17 protein-coding genes and 1 tRNA gene are annotated in these 20,429 nt (G+C 58.0%); 2 read left to right on the forward strand and 16 right to left on the reverse strand.

The features are described from left to right. Position 1: 1 nt before the first annotated feature. The 6 genes from senB to AABO57_01295 form a co-directional block, all read right to left on the reverse strand. Positions 2–958: a selenoneine biosynthesis selenosugar synthase SenB gene (gene senB / locus AABO57_01270; protein ID MEK6284353.1), complete on the reverse strand. Its 957-nt coding sequence runs from the start codon at positions 956–958 to the stop codon at positions 2–4. Then, positions 955–2,319 carry a selenoneine synthase SenA gene (senA, locus tag AABO57_01275; protein MEK6284354.1) on the reverse strand — a complete coding sequence of 455 codons (1,365 nt, stop codon included), beginning with the start codon at positions 2,317–2,319 and terminating at the stop codon, positions 955–957. Before senA ends, senB begins: the two co-directional genes overlap by 4 nt. A 57-nt stretch (positions 2,320–2,376) precedes the next feature. Further along, on the reverse strand, positions 2,377–2,751 hold the full coding sequence (locus AABO57_01280; protein MEK6284355.1) for a DUF5615 family PIN-like protein: 375 nt from the start codon (positions 2,749–2,751) through the stop codon (positions 2,377–2,379). Further along, entirely contained in the window at positions 2,748–2,996 is a 249-nt protein-coding gene (locus AABO57_01285; GenBank protein ID MEK6284356.1) for a DUF433 domain-containing protein, read from the reverse strand. Before AABO57_01285 ends, AABO57_01280 begins: the two co-directional genes overlap by 4 nt. A gap of 264 nt (positions 2,997–3,260) precedes the next feature. Beyond that, complete coding sequence (locus AABO57_01290) at positions 3,261–3,965, reverse strand: SprT family zinc-dependent metalloprotease (GenBank protein MEK6284357.1); 705 nt, start codon at positions 3,963–3,965, stop codon at positions 3,261–3,263. Beyond that, positions 3,962–7,216, reverse strand: a complete 3,255-nt coding sequence (locus AABO57_01295) for an HsdR family type I site-specific deoxyribonuclease (GenBank protein ID MEK6284358.1) — start codon at positions 7,214–7,216, stop codon at positions 3,962–3,964. The genes AABO57_01290 and AABO57_01295 overlap by 4 nt, the downstream gene beginning before the upstream one ends. A gap of 134 nt (positions 7,217–7,350) precedes the next feature. Here AABO57_01295 and AABO57_01300 point away from each other — a divergent pair, with 134 nt between their 5' ends. Beyond that, positions 7,351–7,554, forward strand: coding sequence for a hypothetical protein (locus AABO57_01300; protein MEK6284359.1), 204 nt, complete (start codon positions 7,351–7,353; stop codon positions 7,552–7,554). Between the two features lie 358 nt (positions 7,555–7,912). On the opposite strand, the gene AABO57_01305 is transcribed toward AABO57_01300, so the two are convergent. From AABO57_01305 to AABO57_01330, 6 genes are all read right to left on the reverse strand, one after another. Beyond that, the gene (locus AABO57_01305) at positions 7,913–9,604 is read right to left on the reverse strand and encodes an RNA-binding domain-containing protein (GenBank protein MEK6284360.1); all 1,692 of its coding nucleotides are present in this window, start codon (positions 9,602–9,604) and stop codon (positions 7,913–7,915) included. Between the two features lie 18 nt (positions 9,605–9,622). After that, a complete protein-coding gene (locus AABO57_01310; GenBank protein ID MEK6284361.1) occupies positions 9,623–9,859 on the reverse strand; it encodes a hypothetical protein in 237 nt (78 codons plus the stop codon). Positions 9,860–9,863: 4 nt separating this feature from the next. Beyond that, entirely contained in the window at positions 9,864–11,174 is a 1,311-nt protein-coding gene (locus AABO57_01315; protein MEK6284362.1) for a restriction endonuclease subunit S, read from the reverse strand. Continuing rightward, positions 11,167–13,644: a class I SAM-dependent DNA methyltransferase gene (locus AABO57_01320; GenBank protein ID MEK6284363.1), complete on the reverse strand. Its 2,478-nt coding sequence runs from the start codon at positions 13,642–13,644 to the stop codon at positions 11,167–11,169. The genes AABO57_01315 and AABO57_01320 overlap by 8 nt, the downstream gene beginning before the upstream one ends. 110 nt (positions 13,645–13,754) lie before the next feature. Beyond that, positions 13,755–13,830 (reverse strand) — tRNA-Phe (locus tag AABO57_01325). A 90-nt stretch (positions 13,831–13,920) separates the two neighbouring features. Next, positions 13,921–14,118, reverse strand: coding sequence for a hypothetical protein (locus AABO57_01330; GenBank protein ID MEK6284364.1), 198 nt, complete (start codon positions 14,116–14,118; stop codon positions 13,921–13,923). A gap of 234 nt (positions 14,119–14,352) precedes the next feature. On the opposite strand from AABO57_01330, the gene uppP reads away from it, so the two are divergent. Further along, a complete protein-coding gene (uppP, locus tag AABO57_01335) occupies positions 14,353–15,210 on the forward strand; it encodes an undecaprenyl-diphosphatase UppP (GenBank protein MEK6284365.1) in 858 nt (285 codons plus the stop codon). A gap of 55 nt (positions 15,211–15,265) precedes the next feature. On the opposite strand, the gene AABO57_01340 is transcribed toward uppP, so the two are convergent. The 4 genes from AABO57_01340 to AABO57_01355 form a co-directional block, all read right to left on the reverse strand. Next, positions 15,266–15,724, reverse strand: a complete 459-nt coding sequence (locus AABO57_01340) for a signal peptidase I (GenBank protein ID MEK6284366.1) — start codon at positions 15,722–15,724, stop codon at positions 15,266–15,268. 200 nt (positions 15,725–15,924) lie between these two features. Continuing rightward, positions 15,925–16,386: a hypothetical protein gene (locus AABO57_01345; protein MEK6284367.1), complete on the reverse strand. Its 462-nt coding sequence runs from the start codon at positions 16,384–16,386 to the stop codon at positions 15,925–15,927. Positions 16,387–16,406: 20 nt separating this feature from the next. Then, a complete protein-coding gene (locus AABO57_01350) occupies positions 16,407–16,991 on the reverse strand; it encodes a hypothetical protein (GenBank protein ID MEK6284368.1) in 585 nt (194 codons plus the stop codon). 33 nt (positions 16,992–17,024) lie between these two features. Then, positions 17,025–20,243 carry a HEAT repeat domain-containing protein gene (locus AABO57_01355; protein MEK6284369.1) on the reverse strand — a complete coding sequence of 1,073 codons (3,219 nt, stop codon included), beginning with the start codon at positions 20,241–20,243 and terminating at the stop codon, positions 17,025–17,027. Positions 20,244–20,429 lie beyond the last annotated feature (186 nt).

Genomic DNA, 20,429 nt, shown 5'->3' on the forward strand with positions numbered 1-20,429 from the left:
ATCAGTTAGCTTCGAAGATTTCGTCGAGCAACTTCGCCCAAGCAACTTCTTCGCGCCCGGGGTCGAACAACGAAGCGAGCTTCTCGCAGTGTTCTCTTAGCTTGCGAAGAAACTTGGAATCGGCTTCCGCGCGGGTCAAAAGCGCAACCAACCCGTCCGTGTCGCCCGCTTCAAAATATCCCGGATAATTTTCGCCGAGGATTCCGACCGAACCTCGAATTCGCGAAGCGAGCACCGGTACGCCTGCCACCATTGCTTCTCCGAGCGCATTCGCGCCTCCTTCGACGCGAGACGACAGAACACAGACTCGGCACCCGGCTAACACGCGCCGAACACGCCACGGCGGCAATTCCCCAAGCCAACGATAGCGAGGGTTGACCCTCTCTTCTTCGCGCGCGCGCGTCGCGGCTCGCTCGGTCATTGCACCGCCAACCTGCAACACTCGGAGTCGCGACGACGCCGGCAACAATCGCGCAGCCATCGCGGCTCGAAACGGATCTTTAACCGGGCGAAGATGGCCGATGACGCAAACGTTGAAGCCGCGCGTCGATCGCAACGTAGCCGTTTGTTTCGCGACCGACTGAAAGATCACCCGCGTCTTCCCGCGCCAACTCCCGCTCAGTTCCTCGAGCGCCTTTGGTTGAAGCACAACAATTCGCGTGGCGAGGTCGAGAGACTTCTGCGCTCGCAGGCCGACGTTTAGATCGCGGTAGAGGTCGGTGCCGGTGAGCGCGACGATGATCGGCGAGTCAGGATGCTTGCGATGGAAGCGATCGATCGAGACAAAGCTTCGCCGGGCGTGCAAGGCGATCAAGAGATCGAGATGCTCGCCGTTGTAGGTCTGATGGATGCTCACCCGATGCCCGAGCTTTCGGAGAATGCGCGACCACCTGATCGCCGTCACTCGATTGCCATAGCGGGATCGCGCGGGAGCCGGCGTGACGATTCCGATTTTCATTTGCTCAGCGCACAGGTCCGAAAGCCCGCCCATACGTCGCGGCGGTCGGGTGTGTAGAAGTTCCGGTACGCATTTCGAATCAGCAGCGACCGCGTCGCCCAGCAGCCGCCTCGCAGAACTTTCTGATCGCCAAACCACGGCTCCGAGTATTCCTTGTATGGGCCGGCGGCGAACCCAGGATAAGGAGCGAACGTTGTGCTGGTCCATTCCCATACGTTGCCGATCATCTGCCGGCATCCGAACGCGCTGTCACCTGCCGGAAAACTAACTGCATTCACGCAACCCATCGCGCGCCAGTCCAGGTTGGCTTTATCCGGCATCGGCGATTCGTCGCCCCACGAATACGCGCGCTTGCGAGCCGCGATGCCTCGCCCGTCGCGCGCGGGCTCGCAGCTCGCGGCCATCTCCCACTCAGCTTCCGTGGGCAACCGGCGACGAGCCCACCGGCAATAGGCCTCGGCTTCGAACCAGTTGACGTGAACGACCGGCAGCCGAGCTTCGAGCGGACCAAGCTGATCGAAATTCCTGCGTAGCCACCGCCCGCCGGAGTCGGGCTGCCAGTAAACTGGATGCTCAGCGGCGGCGGCCTCGCGCCATTGCCAACCTTCATCGCTCCACAGATCGCGATTCAGGTAGCCGCCGTCCAAAACAAAGTTCAAGAACTCCCCGTTAGTCGTCGTGGTTCGCGAGATCGAGAACTCAGCGACTTCAACTTCGTGCGCGGACTGCTCGTTGTCGAGCTGAAAACTTGCGCCCGGTGAGTCACCCAGAAGAAACGTTCCGCCTGGGATGTGAGCGTCTCCGAGTATTTCTGGCTCGCGTTGTTCGACGTCTTCAAGCCGAGACGCGGTTTCAGCCGGCAGGTGGGTTTCGAGGCTCAGGCGCGGCGCTGAGTAGCCGTGAGTCTGTCGCGTGTAGGCAATCGCCTCGGCATGCATCTGCTCGTGAAACAGAACGAGATGCAAAAAATACGACTGACCGCAACGATCAATTTGTTTGTCGCTCGGCTCGCGATTCAGGTCGATGACGCGATCAAGCACACGCTTGAGGTACGCAAGCGTTTCGGCTCTCGAGGGCAAGGGCAAATCCCATCGCGTGTCGTGAGCTACTCGCGCCGAATCGTAGAGGCTGTCCCCGTGGGCGAGGAGAGGCGGTTCGCCGTGCAGATGACGCAAGCACCAGAATTCTGCGAACCAGCCGACGTGACCAATCTCCCAACGAAGCGGATTGACTATGGCAAGGCGCGGCCCCAGGAGTTGGTCATCGCTGAGGTCGGCCACGAGTTCGAGAGTGCGATCGCGCGCTTCTCGGAGCGCTTCAAGGATTTGATCAGTTGATGCTGTGGTTGCACTCGCGGTCATTGTTTGGTGAGCATCCGGTGCCGATACTAAATCACTTCAGTGAAGCTGACTAAAAAACTAGTCGTCGCTTGAGGGCTCCTGGTAGACCCGAACCCGCCCGGGCTCGACTATCCAAAGCTTGCCGCCCGGCTGTTCCCTTTCCAGAAACTTGGCAAGCGTTCGAACGAGAATCAGCACATCTTCGAGCGAGGGCCTGGACCTCAGTCTCAGCAAGACTATGCCCGAGTAGCTACTCGGGAGGAAACGTAGAGGGTTCGCAAAATCGAGATCGAAAGTTACCAGCGCGCGCCCCTCGCCAATGGCCGCTTGTAGCACTTCGTCATCAATCGCCGCACCGAGCCCCTCGCCCGGCATGGTTGAGACCTCGTGCCCCGCGGCATGAAGAATGTCGCGCGCGCGGTTGCCGAGACTGTCATCGAGCGTCAGCCTCATACGAGAGTCTCCAGAGGAACGTCTACATAGCGCTCACGCGCCATCTCGGAACCGTAGGCGATGCAAGCCTGAACGTCCTCTCTGGTGAGCCCAGGATAGTCATCCAAGATCTCATCGAACGTGCTGCCTGAAGCGAGCAGGTCGAGGATCAATGAGACCCATATCCGGGTACCGCGTATGCAAGGCTTGCCGAAGCATCGCGCGGGGTCGATCCAAATGCGTTTCAGTAGTTCGTCGCGAGTCATGTCCGTTCTCCTAATCTACTTCTCCCTGATTCATCACTCGCATTATCACTTGCTTGCCTTGCTTGCGCGAGGGTCAATCACGTTGAATGCGATTCCTGACCGCGGCGTGGGCTTTCGGCGAGGTTTAGACCTTCCGGTTCAAAGTGGTTGGCGAAGGGATCAACGGGGAAAAGTCGCATCAAGAGCCTTGGCGCCAAGAGCGACCAGGTTGCTGTTGGCTTCACTGGTAAACGTGAAAAGCGGCTTGTTCCACTCACTCGCAATTCAAACGTCCAGTCCGGCCCCATTCTTCCGCAACCACTCTCTGCGTTCGCCGTAGGCGGGCATAACCTTGTCTACCTCGTTCCAAAATGCATCAGTGTGGTCGAGATGGTGGAAGTGACAAAGTTCGTGCACAACAATGTAGTCTACGATGGTTTGAGGAGCCATCATGCATTTCCAATGAAAGGCAACGTTGCCTCGGGGCGAGCATGAAGCCCAACGGCGACCGAGCTCTCGGACATCGACTACATGAGGCGTAACCCCGACCTTAGGCGCGTAGTAGCCAACTCGTCGCGAGATTCGCTCGCGGCCCTGTGCGATGTAGTAATCACGAAAGGCTGCCTTTGCGGCTGCTATCTCCCCACGATCCACCAGGTCGCGGCGCAAGCAGAATCTGCCGTTCTTCAACAGCAGGGGTTCTTCCTGGTCTGCAACGAGCGATAACCGGTAGGAGCGGCCGAGATAGAGAAAGCCTTCACCGTTTCGATATTCGCGCAAGACACGGGTTGCATTGAGGTCGCGCCACTCGGCGAGATTCTTGTAAATCCAATACCGCTTGGCCTCGACTATGTCCTCGATACGCTCGGCGGGAATGGACTCGGGCGCACGCACGAGCACTCGGCCATCGCGCTCGATGACGATGTCCGCCGTCGCGCGATTGCTACGCACGACTTCGTATGAAATGTCTTCCACTGGCTTGGCTTTCATTTTGTCAGCTCGTTGTGCCTCTTCTCAGCGAGTTTGACGATCTCGACCGCAATGCGTTCGTGCTTCTCAGTCAAAGGCGGAATATTCGCTAGCAGAATCTCCGTGTCGATGTTACCCCGGAGATTCTTCACCTCGATCGGCTTCTTCCAGAAGTCGATGATATCGATCGTATCTTGCAGCGTCTCGACTATGCGCGCCATCAAGTCCTTCAGGCGTTGCCGGTGTTCGACGGGCACGTCACCACCGTCGTACGCGAGTTGCACAGCGTAGTCGAAGAAAGTTGTCGCCTCTTTGGTGAGCCCCTCGATCGTTTCCGTTCGGCCTGCCAGCGCTTCGGTTCGCAGTTCTTCGTAGCGCTCCGCCAAAACCTTCCAGTTATCTTTGAATGCCTCGATCAGTTTCTCGAGCTTCTCGCTTAGCCGTTTGTAGAATGCCGGGTCTTCGTCAAAGTGAATCGTACAATGCTTGCGGATGGCGTGCTCCATTTCGCTCGCCTTCGCTTCGGGGTCGCCTTGAGAGTGTTTCCGAACGTGCGCCATGAAATCATCTGACAGCAGTTCGATAGGCGGTATCTTCGGATTGATTCCCAGGTCAATGAGGTGTTCGTTGATGAGAGCCTTCACCTTCGCCCCTGCGTCGGCGATGTCGAGCGAGTCGTCTTTGTAGCGCTCCTTCACCATCCTCAATAAGTAACCCAACCGCCGCGCCGGTCCTCGATACGAATGCCCAGCACTATTTGGCAGAATTAAGTTCAGGCTCTGGAGAAATTTGTTCAGATAGACATCGAAGTCGGCCCGGCACTTTATGTCCTTCATCGCGCCGACCGCGGCATGCACGACGGCTACTTCCGCTTCTGGAGTAGCCAGTGTGCCCCTCAAGAACGGTTCGATCTCCATCACGCCGGCGCCGCGGAAGTGCTGGAGAAGCCGCTGGTAACGCTCTTCGAGGATCGGCAGCTCGGTAAGCAGGTTCTTCAGGCCTTCCTGAATGTCTGCTGAGTCTTCCTCCGCATAGATCGCGAGGGCCTCGGTCAGATGGTTAGCCAGACCGATGTAGTCCACGATGAAGCCGCGATGCTTGTTCTTCTCTACTCGATTCACGCGGGCGATGGCTTGCAGCAGGTTGTGTTCGCGCAGCTTCTTGTCGATATACATCACCTGCTCGACGGGAGCATCGAATCCGGTCAGCAGCATGTCGCACACGATTAGAAACGCTATTCCGGTCAGTTCCTTCTCCGGGTCGTCAAAGTCGAAGGGCTTGCAGAAATTCTCCACCGCATTCAAGCGCTTCGCTTCCTTGCGAGCTTCGGTGATAACCGCCAGCTCGTTAGTGGGATCGGAGGAGATCACCACCACCGCTTTCAAGAATGCAATGCGCCGCGTCAGTTCGGGATCAGGCTTAGGTTTGACCTTCTCCCGATCGAGTCGCTCGCCTAGCGCTTCGCAGATGGCCTTCTGGTAACGGACCGCTGCGAGCTTGGAGTGGCAGACTACCTGCGCCTTGAACCCGTCCGGCAAAATGTTGTCGATGTAGTGGTCAACCAGATCGCCGGCAATAGCGCCGATTCGCTTCTCGGCTTCGAGGATGTCTCCACTCGCGCCGTACTTTTTCTTGATAGCTTCAATCTCCGCTTCCGTACGGTGGCGGAAAAGGTCCTCGAACTTTGTGTCGAAGCCGTGCTTGTCTTTCAGCGCCGTGTCCGCCGTGCGGCCTTCGTAGAGGATTTGCAGCGTCGTCCCGTCATGCACGGCGTCCATCAACTTGTAGGTGTCGATGTATTCGCCGAATCGCTTCACTGTCCGCCGCGTTCCGTGCTGCTCGGTGATGAGCGGCGTGCCGGTGAAGGCGATGCGTGTCGCGTTGGGAAAGGCTTCGAAAATGTTATCGCCAAGGTCTGAGCTTTGAGTGCGGTGCGCCTCGTCAATCATCAGAAGGATGCGCTCCGATGAATTGACGATACCAAAGCTCTCCGCCGAGGGTGGCTTGCCGTAGCTCGCCAGCGCATCTTTAACGGCCGGCGGCAACTCCTCGACGCGCTCCATGAACTTGTGCGCCATCACCATATTCACGTCCGAAGCGTCGGTGCTCAGGTGCTCGCGGAGGTCTGCGGTGCTCGTGATCACGTTGACCTTCCCACCGATGAGTTTTGCCGTCGCCGAGAGTTGCTCTTCGAGATCGACTCGGTCGTTGATCAGCAAAATCTTGAAGTCCGCGAGATCCGCCGAAGCACGCAGCATCCGCGCGACGAACACCATCGTGAGCGATTTGCCCGAGCCCTGCGTGTGCCACACCACGCCTGATCGTTCCTCCGGCGTCTTCCCCGTGCGCAAGCGTTCCACGATACGACGAGCGGCGCGGTATTGCTGGTAACGGCAGACCACCTTCACCCGCTTGCCCGAGTCCGTGTCCATGAAGACAGTGCAGGTTCGCAGCACGTCGAGCAACGTGTCGGGCGCGAGCAATCCCTGGATCATGCGCTCCTGTTCACGCTCGATGCCGAGCGGCGGCGTGTAAGCGCGGCGGCTCTCGGGCCAGATATCCTTCCACGCGTAGAAATGCTCGTGGCCTGAAGTGATGGTGCCGAACTCCGCCTTCTCGCCGCAGGTGCGAATGAGCAGCAGGTTCGAGTAGAAGAGGCGCGGCTCGCCTTCACGCAATCCGGCGGCGGTCGTCTCGGGACGCGCGTTCCGGTAGCGCAGCAGTTGCTCGAAGGCTGCGTGCATTGGGTTCGCGGTGTTTGCGTCGCCGATCTTCGCCTCGACCACGACGAGCGGAATGCCATTCACGAACAGAACAATGTCCGGGATTATGCAGCTCTTCACGCAGCCCGGCGTGTCGATGCGGAACTGATTGATCGCGTGAAACACGTTCCGTTCGGGATGGGCGAAATCAATCAACTGAACAACCGGATCGGACTCGCCGGTCAATTCGTTCACGTCCACTTGCGCCTTGAGAAAAAGCGCATGAACCGCTTCGTTTGCTTCGAGCAGCGTGCGGCTGGGATGACGCACAAGCTGGTCGCGCAAGTCATCGAGCTGCCGCTCGGTCAGCCACTCCTTGCCGTCAGCCGCGCGATTGATAGCTCGCACTGCGTTGCGAAAGACTTCGGGCAGCAGCCATTGGCGGAAGCTCCCGCGCAAGCTCGCGGCTGGGTCGAATGGGATCATGCCGTGACCCTGATCGATGACCGTCCAGCCCAGCGAGTTGAGCTGGTCAAGGAACGGCTTTTCGACGTGGAAGTATTCAGACATCGACGGCTCTAATTGCGAACGTTCAGTAAGCTGCTAGTAGTTCGTCTAACGACTGGACTGCTCTGCATAATAGCCAGAGTTGACGGAATAGCCAATTGATCCTAGTCTACCAACGAATCTTCGAGTGGCTTCATATGTCAAAGCTAACACCCCGCAACAGCAAGGCCGATCTGGCTGTTACCAAAAGGACAGCGATCGCCAAATTAGAAGAAGGGGGCAACGCTCTCTTTACTCGAATGCAGACGCGCAAAGCAAGAAGGGGAATGAAGACCGCGTTCAATGCCTCGCCCGCCCAACTTGGACGCGCCGCCGTCAAGGCTGCGAGAGAGAATCGCTAGACGTTTACTCTGGATGATCATTAGTAAGTGAGTCCAGCCCAATAGTGTCAGCAGTGATGACACTATCAAGCCGTGACCATGGTGGTTGACGGTCCAGCCGATCGCCGCGAGTTGTCCGGGAATGGCCCTTAGACTGTGAGAGTATTCGGACCTTACCGCCGCCTCTTTCTCGGTGCTCCTCGCAACGGTTCGGAGCACATGGCTTCTGCAGGAACGTCTTTTCGACGTGGAAGTATTCGGACACGGGAAGCGTCTTTCTTTAACTACGAACAAGCCACCGTCAAATAGACAATGCAACCTATTGACTTGAAAGGGGCGGCCCTCAGCAAAGGCGGTCATCTTTGTATAAACTAATTGTCTAATCATCGGCTTCATCGCCCGTCTTATACAATACCCATTTCGCTGCTCGGGTAGCGCCTTGAGGCCGGACTAGCTTTTCTCGCTTCATCTCCTGAAGCAGGTTCGTTACAAAATTCCGCTTTTGCATCTCATCCAGCACGTCCGAAAGCTTTTCCACCAGCAACCGATCCATCTCAGGCCGCGATGCTTCTCCAAACCTCTCGAGGTAAGAGATCACCATACTCTTGTAATGAGCCTTATCAAACGCTCGATGTTTGATGTATGCCGCCTTGTCCCCAGTCGCAGCCGCGACCCTTGCAGAGACAAAGAGATTGGGCCGCCGCCCTTCGATCAGTTTCCGTTGCTTGAGGCGTTTGAAGGCCTCATTATCGAGCAGTCTTTTCTTCTGCACCTTATCAAGCGCGATCACATCCATCAGATCAATCTCCGTCCGACTCATCAACAAGCGGGTGTAGTTTTCATCGAGCTCCCGGCCCGTAAGCCTGACCGCAACCTTATTCGGTTCACCCAACTCGTAATCAGGCATCGGGAAGCTGCGCTGCCATTGCAGCGTGAACATCTTCTTGATCCCGCTGCCTATGGTATCGATCATGTTCAGATTCACCATTGCCTGAGCGAGGAAGGGATTTCGGTAAACCTCCGGCGGCGCATCGCTGCGGATCATGTCTTCCACGGTTCCCGGAATGAACGACCCCAGGTTAGTAAAGAAGAGCGATTCCGGTGTCTCCACCACGTTGATGCGCCCGCCCACGGTGTAGTCCTGATGGGCAATGCAATTGTGCAAAGTCTCGCGAATGACCCACGGCTCGTATTGCGTGACTTCGTGCGGGAACAAGGTGCCGCTGGGCAACTGCCGGATGGTGAGATTGCGAATCTTGCCGAGCACCTGATCGCTCGCCAGAATCAGTGGCAGACCGAAATGCTGGTAGTCCTTTTCCAGGTTCCGCTCGTCACGCAACACCCAGGTGATCCGGGCCTGCGCTGGAGACAGGTAGTGGGTGGATTCGTCTTTGCCCAGTAACAGCAGGGCCGTGTGGGTCACCTTCCCGCCGATGCAAACCTTTGCCTTGTTTAAGAAGGTCGCATCATCCCAGGTAGAGGACGCCGCTGCGGCTTTTGGATTCTTTTCCTTATATTGGGCGCGCGCAAATTGGAGCGCCTGCGGGTCGAGGTCAGCCAGACTCGCGCCTTCCACTACCTGCGCAGACCAATCCTGGCGAGTGCTGGAAAGAATATGCCAGAGCTTGCGCTCTTTCTCCTGGTAATCCTTGAGCTTCTTATTGTAGCTGCCGACGCGGATGAATTCTTCGCCCTGAAAGCGAACCGGAGCCGTGTTGGCAGCCTGAATCTCGAACAGAACCATCGGTAGTCCGTTCCGCTCGAATTCGTGAATCGTGAAATCAATCCGAGGGCTAAGCAGTCGAAGCAGCCAGTTCTCCAGTTCCTCATTGCCGACCTTCGCCCGTCGCGGCTGAAACGTAGTGCCCAGAACATTGTGAGTGCGGTCTTCGACACCCCATACGATGTAACCGGCCCGTTTGCCATGCAACACGGCCCCGTTCGAAATGGCAGAAATGTATTCACCGATCTTTACTGGATTCGCATTGTTGTGCTTGAACTCCACCCATTCCGTTTCGGCATCCAGCGGAAGGAGTGCATCCAGCTTTTTCTGCGGGTCGGTCGTTGCCATCACAGGTTCGACTCGAGTTTAGTTCGGCTCTTTGTTTGTGTGCTTACGCGCGCGGACTATCAACGCCTTTACTTCGGGTGATGGCCAGTTTGGCAGGTCGGCCGGCGGTTCGTCCACCAGCGTGGCAGCCTGATAGCCAAGAATGAGCGCCCGAATATCCGCTAGCAACTGCTGAAAAGCAAGGTGAGCCTCCAGCGTGCGGGAGGCCTTACGTCTCTTCCCGTGCGCCGCGGCCTTGGATCGCTTGGTACTCATTGGACTAAGCCACCTCCGATTCTTCAACCTGTATGCGCACGTGCCCGGTCAGCAGGTCGTGCATCAGGCCGTGTTTTTGCTGGCGCAGTTTTGCGAGGTGAGTAGCGTTCGCTGCCTCGTCCTCGCGGTACGCAAGACTGGCAGAAACAATCAACTGCTGTTCGTCAGGTGGCGGAACGCCAATCTGCATGCCGCTGAGCGCTCTGCGGTTGATCGTGTTTAGCCCCGAGCTAGTTGCACAGTTCAACTCCCAATAGTGTTGGGCGTGAAACGAATTCAACCAAAGCAATGAATAGCGGGGATCGCATCGAATCGCGCGTAGCCGGAAGAGATGATTCTGAAAGAGCATTCCCTCGGCATCGTTGAGCACCATTGCACAGCGACCGATTTCTTGCCGATTGGCGTGCCCTTCAACGACGAGCAGATCGAACGTCTTGAGAGCAGTATTTTCAATCTCGCCGGGAAACGCCTCTAGTTGAGCCACATCATCGAGCACAATACTGTCTCGGAACACATTCGCGACACGAAGATAGGGATGGGGCGTGTTATTCGCCCGGCGATGAGGCCCAAGGGTAATTCCTGAATCGACGACGAACTCTGCAGCGCAACTTGAAAGCTGCCAGGTCTTCGGGATCCAGCCGAGGGAAGACTCATTGTAGAGATGGGGTGCGTGGACGCGGCTCGGGCGGAGGTGTCCGTCGGAGGTAACGCCGCGGGTGAGCAGGTCGTGCATCAACCCCGCCTTAATCTGCTGATACTTCGCGATCAGTTCCTCCGTTTGCCTGATCTCCCCATCGATCAGATCGAGGATGTCGGCAAAGCGTCGCTGTACCCTAATGTCCGGAATAGGGAAGTCGAATCGCTCAAATACGTTTTGATACAGGTGATTGATCGTCGAGCCGGCTAGATGCAAACGAAGGAATATGGCGAAGAGATGCGATTGCAGCAAGTGATACAGGAATCGGTGTTCGTAGCTTCCATCGGAGCAACGGATAAGAAAGATGCCGCTATTTAAGACTGCCTTTGTCGGGCAAGCAGTGACATAAGCAACCTTCCCAATTGTTCCGTCCTTAGTGATGAGAAGATCGCCATCGCGAATATGAATGTATCTTCCCTCCTGAAACCGCTGTTCGGTTACGTGATAGCAGGTGCTCCACTCTATCCTTCCGTTTCGAAAATCCGTCCCGGTGATTAGGTATGGACCATGGTCCGTGAACTCGCTTGCCTTCAGACCGTGCCAGCCAATCCGACCCTTGAGATATGAGGATGCCTTGATCGTTGTTTGTGGCCACTCAAATTGGACCAAGTTACTCATACCCCAACTCCGACAGAAACGTCTTCAGCTTGACCGCTGCTGCATCGCGTTTGGCCTCGATGTCCTTCGCGGTGACCGCATACTTCGCGTGCAGGTTTTCCAGCGCGGCGCGGCAGGCGCGTTGGTCGGCTCGAAGGTAGCCTTCATACGTTTGCACGAGCAGGCGGTGCAAGCGCTCTAGAATCACGCGGCGGGCCTCGTCGCGGTCGATCTTCTCGCGGGCAGCGGCGACGAGTTCCTCCTCCTTCTTCTCGGTCGCACGCAAGTCGCTCTTCAACTGTTTTGCTTGGTCTTCCAAGGCTTTGTGACGGGCGAGCCGCGCAGTGGCGGCCTGAGCGCGCGCTTGAAACGCCGTTGCGTCGCGCTTCTCTCGTTTCGCAAGCCTGGCCTGCGCGTTGGCTTCTTTGATCTCAGCCTTGAGAGCTCTGACTTCTTCGGCGGGCAGCACGCCGCAGTCGTCGCTGTCCTCGTAATCTTCTTCATCGGCCGCCGCAAAGAGCGCGGACAGTTCCGCGAGCCGCAGCCGCTTCTCCTCCATCTCGGCGAGCACTTCTGGAAACTGGCTCTGAAGAATCTCGTCGTCCGGGATGAGCTCCGCGCCCCACCCGCTTGCGGCGATGGATTTGAGGTCGGCTTTCAGATCGTCCACGTAGCGGGCGAACGCTCCGCGAATCTGGTGATCGGTCAGCAAGTCCTGCCCGGCAAACGTTTCCGAGATGTTGGACAGAAGTTGCCGCCGCAGTTCATAGACATTTCCTCGCGTTCCGTTCCTTGGCTCGAGAGCTTCGACGAGCGGGCGATCCCTCTGCCACCACGACTCAAGCGTTTGGAGAAATCGCGCTTGCGCCGCCGCTACGCCGGGATCGGTTTTGACTAGCCCGGCCAAAGCGCGCCGGTCAGCGACGGCGGGAGTGAAATCAGAGTAGACGGCGTTCGTAGTTCCGGCTTCAGCCGCCCGCGGCGCAAACACTCGTTCGCGAAGTCCGGGATAGTTCTTCCAGAAATGACTGAGCGCGTCGATCTCAGTCACCGGCACGCCGCCGTGCAGATGAGCACGCACGTCGTGGGGTTCGGGCGGCGGAGCGTTGTCCACGTAGCGCCGGATGTTGCAGTTGTAATCCTCGGCGGCGATCTCACTCACCGAAACACGGCGCGCGTAGCCTTCGACGTCTTTCTGCTCGCGATAGGCGTGGACGATCTTCGAGATGTCTTCGGGGCGAAGAAAGTTCTGTGCCTTGCCTTCGCGATACTCGCGGTCTGCATTGATAAAGAAGACGTGTTTGCGAGTCGCGGCATCTTTCTTGTTTATCACCAGCACGCAAGCCGGGATGCCCGTGCCGTAGAACAACCCGGCCGGCAATCCAATGACAGCGTCCAGCCACCCGCGTCCGATGAAGTGCTTGCGAGCTTCTTTCTCTTCGCCGCCCCGGAACAGCACGCCGTGAGGCATGATCGTCGCCATCTTTCCGTCGGCCTTGAGCACGGCAACCATGTGCTGGACGAACATCAGGTCGGCCTTCTTGCCCTTCTCCGGCAGCCACACGGCGAAGCGGCCGGGATACTCGATGTCTTTCTTGATGTAGTTCTGGCTGAAGGGCGGATTGGCAAGCACGCGATCGTAGCGTTTGAGTTCGTTGCTTTCATCCTTGTGCTGAGGTCTGCGAATAGTGTCCTCCTGACGAATATCGGCATGGGAGATACCGTGGAGGAGCATGTTCATTTTGCAGATCGACCATGTCGTGCCGATGCTCTCCTGCCCGAAGAGCGAGAGGTCGCGCGGATCGCCGCCGCATTCGCGGATGTAGTCGCGCGTCTGAATGAGCATGCCGCCGGAGCCGCACGTAGGATCGTAGATGCTTGTGCCCGGCTGAGGATCAACGATCTCGACCAGCGTCCGTACAACGTCTGCCGGAGTGTAGAACTCACCGGCCTTCTTGCCGGCCGAGTCAGCGAAGAACTTGATCAAGTATTCGTAGGCTGCGCCGAGCAGGTCGGGGAACTCAAAGTTCTCATCGCGCAGCGGGATCTTTTCGAAGTTCTGAATGAAGTTCGACAGCGTGTCATCGTCAAGCGATCGCTGGCCGATCTTACGGTTGAAGTTGATGCCTTTGAGCACGTCCTGGAGGGCATCCACGTTCGCGTCTTCAAGAGCTTCGAGGGCTTTGTTGAGGGCGGTGCCGACGTTCGTCTTCAGATGACGAATCTCTGACCAGTGCGCCTCTTGCGGGACGAAGAAGGTGTACTTATCCGGATTAGCGAGTTGAGCTGCGATGACCGCCTCATCCATTCCCCTGGCTTTCAGGTCTTTCGCGATCTGCTCCTTCTCCTGGTCGAACAGGTCGCTCAACCTTTTCAGGAAGAGCATACCGAAGATGTACTCCTTGTATTCGGAGGCATCCATGTTGCCGCGCAGGTCGTCGCACGCGCGGAACAGAAGACCGGAGAGTTGGCTTAGAGTGAGCTTCGTCATCCTTTAGATTTTCTTCTTGAAACCTCAGTCCTTCCCGAAATGATCGTTCGATGAGTGCAGAAACTGGAACATCGCTGGAGCGCGATAATTGCGGGAGGTTGATAGAAAGGTGGTGGCCAGGGACGGAGTTGAACCGCCGACACGCGGATTTTCAGTCCGCTGCTCTACCAACTGAGCTACCTGGCCACTCCGGTTGTCTTTTTGTTGCTGAAACCAAGCCCTGATCTTAAACATCAAACTCGACACTGTCAACTTTTCGTCATTCTTCGCTTTTAGTCACTCTTCGCTCTTGCGCACATAGAGAAGATAAAACAACGCCCATCCAATAAAGCCCACTACACAGATGATTCCAACCACAAGAAACAACCTGCTGCCGCTGCGAGAGTAACTATAGAAGTTGAAGGCTGCCAGCAATCCGATCAACAGCCCGAACTCCACGAATATCTTTAGTCCTCGCTTCCCTGCTTCGTTCATCGAACTCCTCGCGATTGTCTGGTTGACGTTCGGTCTGTCTGAGAGTCGATACAGCCACGAACGGCGCTGTGTCAATGTTGGAGATGTCGGTTTCGCGCAAAGCTCGCAGAGATCTCGCAAAGCTCGCAAAGAACACGAAGGCAAAGTAGCCGCGGCATTTCGTTGACAGGTCCGCGAGCCGCTCGCTAGTATCACTCGCTCGTTGAGCCGGCTCCAACAGGAGATTCTCACTCGATGTCAATTCTCGAAGCCATAGTCCTGGGCCTGATCCAGGGTCTCACAGAGTTCATACCCGTCAGCAGCACCGCTCACCTCACTCTCGCCGGCAAGTGGATGAACCTCGTCGATCCTCAGCATCCTGATCAATGGACCGCCTTCATAGCGGTCATCCAACTCGGCACTCTCATCGCCGTGATAGTCTACTTCCGGACTGACATCATCAAGATCATTACCGGTTTCATATCGGCCAATCTAGCGAGACTCACCGGTCGAGCTGCTGATGAATCACAGAAGCAATACGCAACTCTTGGCTGGCTTATCATTATCGGAACGCTGCCCGTCGCCATTGTAGGTCTGCTGTTCAGGCATCAGATCGAAGGCATACTCACCAAGGACCTTCGAGTCATTGCCGGCAGCTTGATCGGGTTGGCCCTTGTTCTCACGGTTGCCGAGATCGTGGGGAACCAGCGCAGAGACATGAAGGACCTGAGGACGTCCGATGCAATTGTCGTTGGGATGGCTCAGGTGTTGGCGCTGGTACCGGGCTCGTCGAGATCGGGCAGCACGATCACCGGCGGGTTGTTCTCAGGCTTGAAGCGCGAAACCGCGGCGCGCTTCTCGTTTTTGCTTTCCATTCCGGCGGTGGCGGCAAGCGGGCTGCTCGAGCTTCCGAAGGCGCTACACTCGATCAACACAGGATGGACGGCGATTGTCGTCGCCACCATCGTGTCCGGCATCTCGGGCTATCTGTCCATCGCGTTCCTGCTCAGATATCTTCAACGCCACACGACCTACGTGTTCGTCGCTTATCGGATTGCACTGGGTCTTTTGCTGATCTGGCTGGTTGTTTCGGGGCGAGTTCTCCCGAGGTAGGGATGCGCTTCGAGGTGCCGTGGTCGATTGTGGCCTTACAGGGCCTTACGAGCGCCTACCAGAACCTCAGCCGATGCAGCCACGCAAGCACGGACTGCGAAAAGCTGCGTTTCGGGATAAGCATCTTTATCCGCTCGCCCGCCCTCTCGACTCGTTTGACCCGGCCAAGAATTCTGTGAAGCGGAACCGGCGAGTCGTTGTGCGTAGCCGCGTCTCCGCGGGTGACTATGCATCGCTCGGATGCGGAACGTTCCAAGCGGATGACTCGGTGGATGACAGCGGTGTCGTAGCGGCTGTGATAGAGCACGATGTCACCTTGCTTGACTGGTTCTTCGGTCATCGGCTCAAGCGTGATGATGTCGCCGTCTTCGATGGCCGGACTCATGCTGCTTCCGCTCATACGCAGCTCAACGGGCAGGCTCCGGGACAGTAGCTGACGTGCTTGCTCGAGAAAGTCGGGCGTCTCTAAAGTGACCTCGCGCCCTCGCTCCGCCTTGATTTCATAGGCGCGCATTGTGCTTCTCCCCAATTGCGATCCGGCTCTGGATCTAATTGCTCCTGGTTATCACTCGACCTCGGATGAGGCGTCAAACAGCTTACGGGAATGATAGCGCAGAAGGAGAGTTGCGAAAAGTGAAAAGCAGAAAACAAGAAAGTTGCAAGGTCCTCAGCCCGCGTGCATTCGGATTTCGTTTGTAGGGCACGTCAATTCAGTCAGCGCTTTCGCAAGATGAGTCTTCTCGAGGGCCCACTTTGGAGCGTGATCGAATCGCGGCTCCGCTCAGCGATCACGTAGCGTTCGACACGCGCGGCTGCAAGCGGTTCGCCGTTGACCTTCTCTATGTAGATCACAAGCTCGCTGCCGGCGCCGATCAAGTAAGTACCTTCGTCAATGCGTGGTTTCTCTTGTCTCTTGAAGTTTCCAACGTCATCAAAGCTGAAAATCGTTTTAGGCTCCGCCTGAACATTCTTAGCACGATAAGCGTCTTCTAAAGAACTCAAGTCGAAGTCCCCCGAGAGCCGCTCGCCGGAATCTTCGACCGGATCACCATTGGAGGACTGCGCAGCTCCCGGTTGCCCCGACTGCCCCGACTGCGGTGACGCGCCGCAGGAGATAACCGCCAGAGCTACAGCTCCAAGCAGACACAGCTTTGCTACTGATATCCAGCATTGCATTCGATCGGATGGGTTCCCTACTAGGACGACTTCGGCTTCCCTATTCTTTGGAAGATAGCTGTTGCTCCTTTGTCGGAAGTCAGGCGTAGTTCGTCGCCATCGGGAGACAGGCTGAACTTGTGCGTCTTTAATAGCGGCGGGCTCTGTATCTTCTTGTTGGCTTGCTGGCCGGACATTTGGATAGTGAGCACGAGCTTGTCGGGCGCCTCGACGCGAAACTGACCCGAATCGCTGTGATAGATCTTGCCGTTTGCTTGTGCCGCCCTCGAGTAGGTTCCCTCCGCTGAGAACGAGATGAGGGTCCTAATCTTACTGACCAGGGTGACGACCCCCTTGTCCTGGATCTCTCTCGCTTCATAGGTGCCGACCAGTTGCGGCGGCAAGGTCTTGACTGGCGCGGGCGTGTCGGTTTCCTTCGACGTGTTCGCGTTGCGATTTGCGCTTGCCGACTGGGCCAGGTTTGAATTGTCAGCCGGGCTTGCATTCGAAGAAGCCGCCGCGGGCTTCGCCGCGGTGTTGGAGGCGCTCTCCCTGCCTTTGCATCCGACCAGCAAAAGCATCAGCGAGACGAGCAGAACCAACGAACTCGAGAGTGTTCTTTTCATTTGTTTGTGTCGATCATCCTTTGCAGTTCTACGTCACGGTCGAGACGGTTTCTGCGGCTCAGGCTTCTTTACCTTTCTCTGATCTTGACGAATGCGTTCGATAGCCTGCACGGCCGCCCCGCGAACATCGGCGCTTGCATCTTTGTCAGCTATCCCCTCGAGTCTTGCAATCGCACGCTCATCGCCAATTTCGCCCAGCCCGGCCGCTGCCGATTGTCTCACCTCTTCGCTGTGATCCAACAGCGCATCCGTTAGCGCATCGATCGTGCGAGGGTCTCGGAACCTGGAGAGCGCGCCGATCGCGCGCTTTCTAACCGCTACCGACCCTGTTCTAAGTATTGAGAGGATGGGAGCGATGGCCGCAGGGTCGCCTATCTTGCCAAGCGCTTCGATGGCTTCCGGCCGCGCGCCTGATTGGTCAGTTGAGATCAGATCGATCAGCGGCGCGACCGCGTCTTTAGAACCGATATCCCCAAGCGCGACGGCCGCGAGCTGCCTAACGGAAGGTCTTGAGTCCTTCAGTGCCGACACCAAACTCGGCAACGCAATATGTCCCAGCCGCGCCAGCGATGTAGCGGCCTGCGCACGGAGCGCGCTCGATTCGTCCCGTAACAGCGCCATCAGATGAGGCACGGCGCGTTCGTTTGAGCTTTCGCCAAGAGCCCGCACAGCGGCCGACCGAACATTTGGGTTTGAATCGGAAAGCGCTTCGACGACTCGGTTAACCGCCCGAGTAGAACTTATGCCGCCCAAAGCTTCGATGGCCGCTTCTCTCGTCGCCGGCGTCGGCGAGCCGGCCATCTCGAGAAGCAAGTCGACGGCTGGTTCGCCCATCCGCCCTAACGCCCATGCCGCCTGCTGGCGGACAAAATAACGTTCATCCTTGAGCACGAGAGCGAGCCCCTTGATCGAGCGTTTGTCGCCGATCATGCCGAGCGTTCGCGCCGAGGAGGCGCGCATTTCAGGTGTTGAGTTTCTATCCTGCAACACAGCCGTCAACGGATCGACCGCCGGCGCGCCAATACGCCACAAGACACGCGCCGCTCGATCTCGGTCACTCTCCCGCGGCGAGCGAAAAACCTCAACCAGAGACGGGACCGCTTTCTCACCGATTCCCGTCAACGCCTCTGCCGCGTAGAAACGGACCACCGGGTCCTTATCGCCAAGCGCCACCGCAAGAGGCCCAACCGCCTGATCGAGTGAGCCTTCGGACGCGACGCGCGCCAACACCTGTGTCGCGCGAGAACGCACTCGCCAATCGGCGTTAGACAGTGAGTCGATCAGCACCCGAGTCGCGCGCGAGTCCCTTAGTCGCGCCAATGACTCCGCTGCCGCCAGACTCACGCGCGGGTCCCGATCGCTGAGGAGTGACGCGAGCGGCCCAAGCGCGCGGCTGTCTTTCATTCTTCCAAGGGCGTAGGTAGCTTCGACTCGCACGTCAGCGCTCTGATCGCCCAACGCGCCAGTTAAGGGATCGGTCGCGCGCGGGTCGCTCAAAGCGCCGAGCGTGCGCGCCGACTCCGAGCGGACGCGGCTATCACTGTCCTTCAAGGCCGCAATGATCAGGGGCACCGCGCTTCGGTCGCCGAGCCGCGCAAATGTGGTGACCGCGGCAGCCCTCACTTGCCAACTCGGACTGAAAAGGTCGGGCGCAACTTTTTCAACAGATATCCCCAGCGCCGCGAGCGAGTGTACCGCGGCTTCTCGAACAGGCGCTTCGCTGTCCCGGGCCGCAAGGAATAGGGCCTCGGCGGCGGTGTGATCGGCAATCAAGCCGAGAGCGATAACGGCGGCGGCCCTGACTTCGACTTCGGGCGCGCGCGAGGCGCCAACCAAAGAACCGACTGCACGGCGGTCTCGTAGCGAGCCCAACGCTTCAGCCGCTTTGACTCTAACCTGAACCTCCCTGGCGCCGGTCAGAGCTTCGATCAAAGGCTCGACCGCCTTTGCGTCGCCGAGGCGCGCGAGCCTCTCGGCGGCGCGGACTCGACCACTGACATCGCCGGCACTCAACTGAGAAGCCTCGCTCTCGGCGGTGACCCCGGCCGCCGCCAGCGCTTTGCGGGCATTAGAGCTCAGCTTACCGTCAGCAGTTCGCGCGTCGAGCAAGAGATCGGCAACGCGGGCGCGATCGAACGATGCCAGCGCTTCGCTGATCGCGTCGATCACGATTGGCGAATTCTCTTTCTTCAGCGCGCCGACAAGCGCTATGAGTAAACGCTCGGACGAATCACTTTTCGGAGAGGTACGGCTTACTTTAAGGATCGAAGCCACAGACGCCGCGCGCACCGCGGGTTCGGGATCCTCGAGCATATTGATCAGTACGACCCTGGCTTCATCGCCGTCAAACCCGGCGAGACCTTCTGCCAGCGCCAGCCGAATCGACAACACTTCTTTCTTTGAAGCCGGCGGGTCGTTAACGGCAATGGACAAGAGCGCCGGGAGCGAGCGATTGTCGCCGAATTCCAGGAGCGTCTTGAACGCACCCTGGCGAATGTCCGCATACTCGCTTCGCAGGGCCGGCGTTATTCGATCCAGATAATCGCGATTTCCCAATCGATAAAGCGCGGCGGCGTATTCCCACAGGTCTGCCCCGGCTTGGGCAGCGCCAGCCTGGACCGCGATTGCAGCCTTCTTGTCACCGATTCGGCCGAGCGCTACCGCCGCAGCCTTCCGCACGCTTGCGTCTTCGTCCTTGAGAAGGGCGAGTAGCGCGTCGACTGCGCTCGCGGCTTTAAGAAGACCCAGCGCGCGGGCTGCCTGGCGCCGCACGACCTGGTCGGGGTCGCCAAGCGCTTTAATCAACGGCTCGGCGGAGGCGGAGCTGCCAACCGGCAACGTCGCCGCAGCGCGGGCCCGGACGTAAGCGTCGGGTGAGTTCATGAGCTCCCGCAGCGTCGACTCATCCGATCCGCCCAGCGATGCGATCGCTTCGAGAGCCGCGCACCGCACGAACCAGCTTTGATCTCGAAGCAAAGGCAGTAAGAGCACGCCGGCTGATTTATCGCCCAGCTTGGCCAATGCCCTGGCCGCCTGGCCCCTCACGTACCAGTTCTCATCCGAGAGCGCTTGTTTGAGCCTCGCGGGCGCGTCGGTTTCCTTCGAGTCTATAAGTGCAATTAGTTGCTGGGCGCGCGCGAGCGCAGCGCTCGCCAGGCTCTCCCTGGAGTCAGAAGCTTGCTGTGCAAACGTACTAACCGCACAGAGCGATGCGAGCAGAATTGAGTCGATCGCGAGAAAGGTCCTTCTCATCTCTCCTATCTTTACGGCAGGGGGAAGCAAACGCTAGTCGGCTTGCAGCAGGAATACTACATTAGGTATGAGCCGTTTAGAAAGTGGAGGGGCGGACGGCTTGCGTAAACAAGACGGCCACGCCTGCGACGCAGCGATTGAGGCAATCTTGCCCAACTCAGCGCCCGCGCTTTGCGCTCGCGGCCT

The sequence above is a fragment of the Acidobacteriota bacterium genome (genome assembly GCA_038040445.1).
Lineage (GTDB): Bacteria > Acidobacteriota > Blastocatellia > UBA7656 > UBA7656 > Onstottus_A > Onstottus_A frigus.